This window comes from Pararhodobacter sp. SW119 (assembly GCF_017811755.1).
GTDB lineage: Bacteria > Pseudomonadota > Alphaproteobacteria > Rhodobacterales > Rhodobacteraceae > Pararhodobacter.
Map to the genome: position 1 here is coordinate 1 of NZ_JADDJF010000104.1, position 5023 is coordinate 5023.

At 56.5% G+C, this 5023-nt stretch carries 5 protein-coding genes; 1 reads left to right on the top strand and 4 read right to left on the bottom strand.

The window, feature by feature from the left end; all coding sequences use genetic code 11:
• The coding region (locus tag IM708_RS20250) for a hypothetical protein (RefSeq protein WP_209428372.1) at positions 1–817 on the top strand (817 nt) is incomplete at its 5' end.
• Positions 818–1304: 487 nt separating this feature from the next.
• On the opposite strand, the gene IM708_RS20255 is transcribed toward IM708_RS20250, so the two are convergent.
• The 4 genes from IM708_RS20255 to IM708_RS20265 all read right to left on the bottom strand — a co-directional run.
• Positions 1305–2357, bottom strand: a complete 1053-nt coding sequence (locus IM708_RS20255; RefSeq protein WP_209428373.1) for a transporter substrate-binding domain-containing protein — start codon at positions 2355–2357, stop codon at positions 1305–1307.
• Positions 2354–4105 carry a hypothetical protein gene (locus IM708_RS20260; RefSeq protein WP_209428374.1) on the bottom strand — a complete coding sequence of 584 codons (1752 nt, stop codon included), beginning with the start codon at positions 4103–4105 and terminating at the stop codon, positions 2354–2356. Before IM708_RS20260 ends, IM708_RS20255 begins: the two co-directional genes overlap by 4 nt.
• A gap of 235 nt (positions 4106–4340) precedes the next feature.
• Positions 4341–4790 (bottom strand): DUF6880 family protein, encoded by a 450-nt coding sequence (locus IM708_RS21750; RefSeq protein WP_348525012.1) that lies wholly within the window; start codon positions 4788–4790, stop codon positions 4341–4343.
• 41 nt (positions 4791–4831) lie between these two features.
• Positions 4832–5023, bottom strand: a 192-nt coding sequence (locus IM708_RS20265) for a hypothetical protein (protein ID WP_209428375.1), incomplete at its 5' end; no start/stop codon positions are given.

The following is a 5023-nucleotide window of genomic DNA, read 5'->3' on the forward strand; positions in this document are numbered from 1 at the left end:
CTACAACCAGCTCCTCACCAAGCTGCCGCCGGACGACTTCGACGGCGCGAAGGCGGTCTGGGCAGAGATGAAGGCGCTCGAGCCGCCGGTCGCCCCGAACCCCTATACCTGCGCCGAGATCGCCAAGCGCGCGCCGACCACCGACGCCGGGCTCGACGTCCTGGACGAGCTCATCACACATGGCGGCGAACCCAATTCCTTCGCCTACATCCCTATCTTGCAGAGGCCGGGTGCATTCGAGGCCACTTTCGCGATCGTCCAGCGAGTCGAAAAAATCGGCGAGTCAATATCGATTGAGATGTCTTCCATACTCGGCTCAAGGGTTTCGGGCATTGAAGAAATGGACCGAGCACGAGACCTCCTACTTCCACATCAGATGGCAGGGTATCCGTTCTATTGTTCCGTCTACCAGAGCTGTGCATGCGACCTTTTGAGCGCAGATGAGCTTCTTGATTGGGCATTTGCAAAGGGGAAGACCTCGTTTGATGCATTCCAGACGGCCGTCAACAAGTATTCGAAGCTTGGGAAATTGGACGAATCTTTAAGGATTGCATCGGCGTTCCCGCATTTCCCGGTCTGCAGAAAGCTATTTCAGCGTTTCCCTGATGCGGCTGAGTCCTACCTCAGTGGACGCTTCGAAGCAGGTCTGGAGCCGGCCAATGCCGCTACGGCTCTCGGGTACTTTTATAAATCAATTAACCGAAGTGATTTGGCAATTATCTGGTTCAACAAGGCTTTGAAACAAGCCGATGTCAGCGATGGGAAGAGAAGGCATGTCCAGAAGGAGCTTAGAAATTTGGGCGAGCCTTCACATTAAGCTGGCTGGAGTATTTGACCATCACTGCAGCGCGCTTTTCGAAGCGATATGAAGGACTTCGTCCCCTCTTGCTTCCACAGTGCTTCCACGGCTGCTGGAACGAAAAAAGTCCCGTGTGAGGGCGGGGCACATCGCATTGATATCATTGAGAGAACTGGTTGCGGGGGTAGGATTTGAACCTACGACCTTCAGGTTATGAGTCGTGTCGAACGGACCATGCACGACTGCACTCGTCTGCGTATTCCTTCGACATTTCCGACGCTTGAATTCCCCTGCCCCACTCGCATCATGCGCAGACTTGCGCAGAAATCGGCAGCACTTTGCGCCCTCTTGCTTCCACAATGCTTCCGCGTGGGCGCGAGGCGATGTTCTGGTAGCGAGAAATGGATCAGCGTGCGTCGATGGTCCCCATCCGCATGAAGCTGGAATTTATCCGGGATCGATATGCCGGCGCAAACCGACGAAGTCGGTGAAAGGCACCGAAACCTTATCTCTGGGGCTCACCCGCGATCACATTCCAGAAAAACACGTCCAGCGACGGTGCGATTCGTTGCGGGTTGAAGTTTCGGCGAAAGCTCATAATCAGCGCAGACGCCGGGCCGCGGTGAATCTCGATCGCGAGCTGCCTAAGGAACCTAAGAACGAGCGCTTGTCGGGCAGCGTCCCCATCAGCAATGTGGACGTAAATCCCGTACCGTTCTACGGTAATAACATTCGGATTAATCAAAAACTCGCATGTCGGCACCGCGTCCTTCGCCGCCTGAAGCGACCGCGCAATGATCTCAATGTCTCCCACTGAAACCAACACGCTGCCGGCGCATAGCGCCTTTGCAAGATCTGTATGGTTTGGAAAGGCCCTGACGGCAACTGCCTCAGATGGATCGGCGTACTCCGCAAGCCGTTCCACAATCCCGAATTGCTCGGCATTTTCGGCGCATCGACCCAACCGATCGACATCCTCCTCATCGAGCGCAACCTCGTTTGGGGTAGGATACTTCAGCACCACCTGCGAGAAGTGTGGCCCGAACTTGCCCTCCTTCGCAAGATCGCCGACGACGTTCCCGCGCGCCGTCGTACCGGCCACCACCCCAACAACGGGTCCGATGCACGGCCAATGTGCGGGCGACCAGGCTGAAGAGGGCTGGCTGGCCATGCCGATGCCCGAAAGATAGACCGGCTGCGAGACCGCGATGTTTTCGGTCAGCCTATCGATCGAGATGGTCGCCGGGTCGCAGAGAACATCGATCACCCCATCCTGCAGGAGTTGGAAGCGCGTTGTTGGGTCGACGATTTCGATTTCGATATCGACCTGCATCCCCCTAATCGCGGACGCGCAAACGTTGACCATGTAACCGGAGAACACCTGCCCACCGAAAGCTATGTCAAGTTCTTCGACTGCTGAGTGACCGTCAGGGCTAGGTAGGATGAAGGAAAAGGGCGGGGCATCGTCGCGAAGTCCGACGATCAGCCGGTCCTGCCCACTCACCATGCCCGGATACTGGACGAGGAGCGCCAACACCAGCAGTCCGGCTCTCATCATGGCCTTATCCCTCCGAACCAGCGGCGATTTCGAGCAGCGCTGACGAACCGCCTCATCTGGCCCTTCTCGGCGAACTCGGCGGCCGCAGCGTAAAAGTAGAGTGTGACCGCCACTGGAAGGAAGAACATGAGTGTCACGTGATTACTCAACAGAACCGACGATTTAGGCTTGAAAGCGTCCTCATTGAGGATAGGGAAAACACTCAACACCATAAAGAGCAGCCACACGAGAATTGTCCCGACTACCCCTATTGTTATGTACCAAGGCATTTTTTCGTGCTGGTCGGCAATAATCAATAGCCCGCAGGAATAGAAAAAGAAGAGTGCCACAATACGCGGCAACTGGTAGAGCTCGGCACCTATGAAGCTGAGCGCCAAATCGCGGCCCTCGCCGAACAATCCGCCAAGGAGCAGGCGGCTTGCGTCGGTGTTCGCTACCATCAGCACGATATACAGAAACGTTCCCAGAAGTGTCGGTAGCGCCACGAGCTTGGCATAGGCCCAGAAGGGAACTCGGTTCTCCTCCAACTTCGGGTATGTGCCTTGGTCGAGCTTAGCGTGACGGCGAAATACTGTCATCAGCGAGACGACGAAGAGCGACGGCAATAAGGGGAAAAGAATCCGACGGGTGAAGTCGCGGACGCCCACCGCCGTTTCGCTGTCGACCGCGACACCAGCGACGCCCAGCAGGTAGCGGGCATAAAGAGCAACGAGGAACACGCTGAAGATCGCCCCGAGTATGCTGGCGACGGCAATGTCGTCTAGCGATTGGCGCGCCGAGCCTCTTGTTGTTTCGTGGATTATGCGCTCCTGCGGAGTGCCCTTGAGAATCTCGGGGATTGCCTTACTGCGAATTGCATAGAGCGCGAAGAGGCACTGCATCGACCCGGCCAGATCGGTTGACTCTTGCTGCAACGCGTCGAGCGTTTGCTCGCGCAGTTCCGCATTGTCAAGATCCGCGATCTTGGTCCGGATCTGCGTGTACCGAGCGCGAAGGTCGTCGATCCGCTCCATCGGTGACTCTCCCAGGAAAACGGTGCGGAATACATTCCTGCGGGGACCGATCACAGGACTCTGCAACAGATCGACGATCCGCAGCGCCTCTGAAATAGAGCGGATTAAGTCAGCCGAGCCATCTTCGCTCAGCTTGTGCTGCTCGTCCTTTCGCTCGAAAGCTTCATAGAGCGGCAGGTTTTCTCCGCGAGCGTAGTCGCGGTAATTTAGCCCTTCAAGGTTCTCAAGGACGCTGTAGATGTTTCTCGGCACCCCCGCGATGACGTAGGCCAGTGACCGGATCGAGCGTTCGACGACCGTGAATGTGGGAGTAGTGACGCCTATTACCATGGCGATCGCTAGTGAGACAGGTAACGTCGGATTTTCACTTAGGGAGCCCTGTAGGGAGCCGGCCTCTGAAGAGTTTACCCACGATCGAAAGCGGGAATTGGCGCCACCATCGGCAATGTCCGCAGCCGCTCCGCCGCGAATGAGCATACCGGCAATTTCCGGAATAGTGATCAGAAGAAAGTAGAGAAATACGAAGCAAACAATATATATCCATCGTCCGCGCTTATATTCGGGCTTGGTCGTTAGTGCCGAAATTCGGACATTCTCGAGCTCCTTGCGCTTTGGCTGGTTGCTCGATTTCAGACGATTAATTGCGTCCGAATTCTCGTATTCTCGCCACGCCTCGCAGACGAGGATAAAGCACCCAAAAAATACAGCGAGAGCTTGGAGGTAAATGTCATACATACCGCGCCCTCACTTGAACCGCGCAGTTCGCCGAAAAAAGCTACAACTCGCTATTGACGCCCTACCAAGTGCACTTCTGGAACTTCGGATTGCACGTCGAACTAGCCGATGCTGGCAGGACAGTTAAAGCGGTGGTAGAAAGGATCGCAATGTAGAGAACTAGCAAAGCAGGCTTCATGGCTACCTCCTGAGCATAGAACTTTCTTAAATTCTGAAAGCTAAAATAGCACAAAAGCTAACCAGGTTCAACCCATGCGCGATATCCACCCAAGAAAATCGGCCAAAAGTATATCTTGTGTGATGAGGCGTGCGAGAAGGCGCATCTCGCCAGGGAAGCGGCGCGCGCCGTCGAACTATCTAAATGGGTCTCACGCACGGCCTCACTGGGACTCTGCGCCCCCGCCAGTTCCAGCCGCAACTTGCGCTTGGCCGCTGCGTTCCCGGTGCTGACCTCGATAAGCAACTCTGCGAAGCGTTGGTAGCCCATCGCCTCCAGGTTCTTCGCATTGAGAGGCGTGTTTGATCCCAACGGCTCGCCAGTTTTTTGCGCCGAATCTATCAGCCGCGCGCGTCCTCCGAAACCTGCGTTCTGATTCGCACCGGCCACGCGTCTGCGCCTTCCCGGTCTGCTGCCAGTTTCCCACGCTCGTCGACAGGTCGCAGGACTGTCAAGTAGCGCGCGCATGGGGCTGGCGGTAGATGACGATGAGTTTCGTCCCGGGAAACTCAGTCGAGCATGGGCGCGCTTCGCATCAGGACCCGTGTTCCTTGCTGCAGCGTAAGCTCGTCACCCGGATAGTCGTCCCTCAGCGCCTCCCACGCCACCGTCATCGCCTTGAGCGAACCAGCGGCAAGGGAATGCATGCCACCGTGGCGCGGGCGGCGCCAGATGATGAAGAGAGCCGCGCCGGGTTCGAA

Bases quoted from the DNA above. Each gene is read 5' to 3' on its own strand.
- IM708_RS20255 (WP_209428373.1), bottom strand. From the start codon at position 2,357: ATGATGAGAGCCGGACTGCTGGTGTTGGCGCTCCTCGTCCAGTATCCG.
- IM708_RS20260 (WP_209428374.1), bottom strand. From the start codon at position 4,105: ATGTATGACATTTACCTCCAAGCTCTCGCTGTATTTTTTGGGTGCTTT.
- IM708_RS21750 (WP_348525012.1), bottom strand. From the start codon at position 4,790: ATGCGCGCGCTACTTGACAGTCCTGCGACCTGTCGACGAGCGTGGGAA.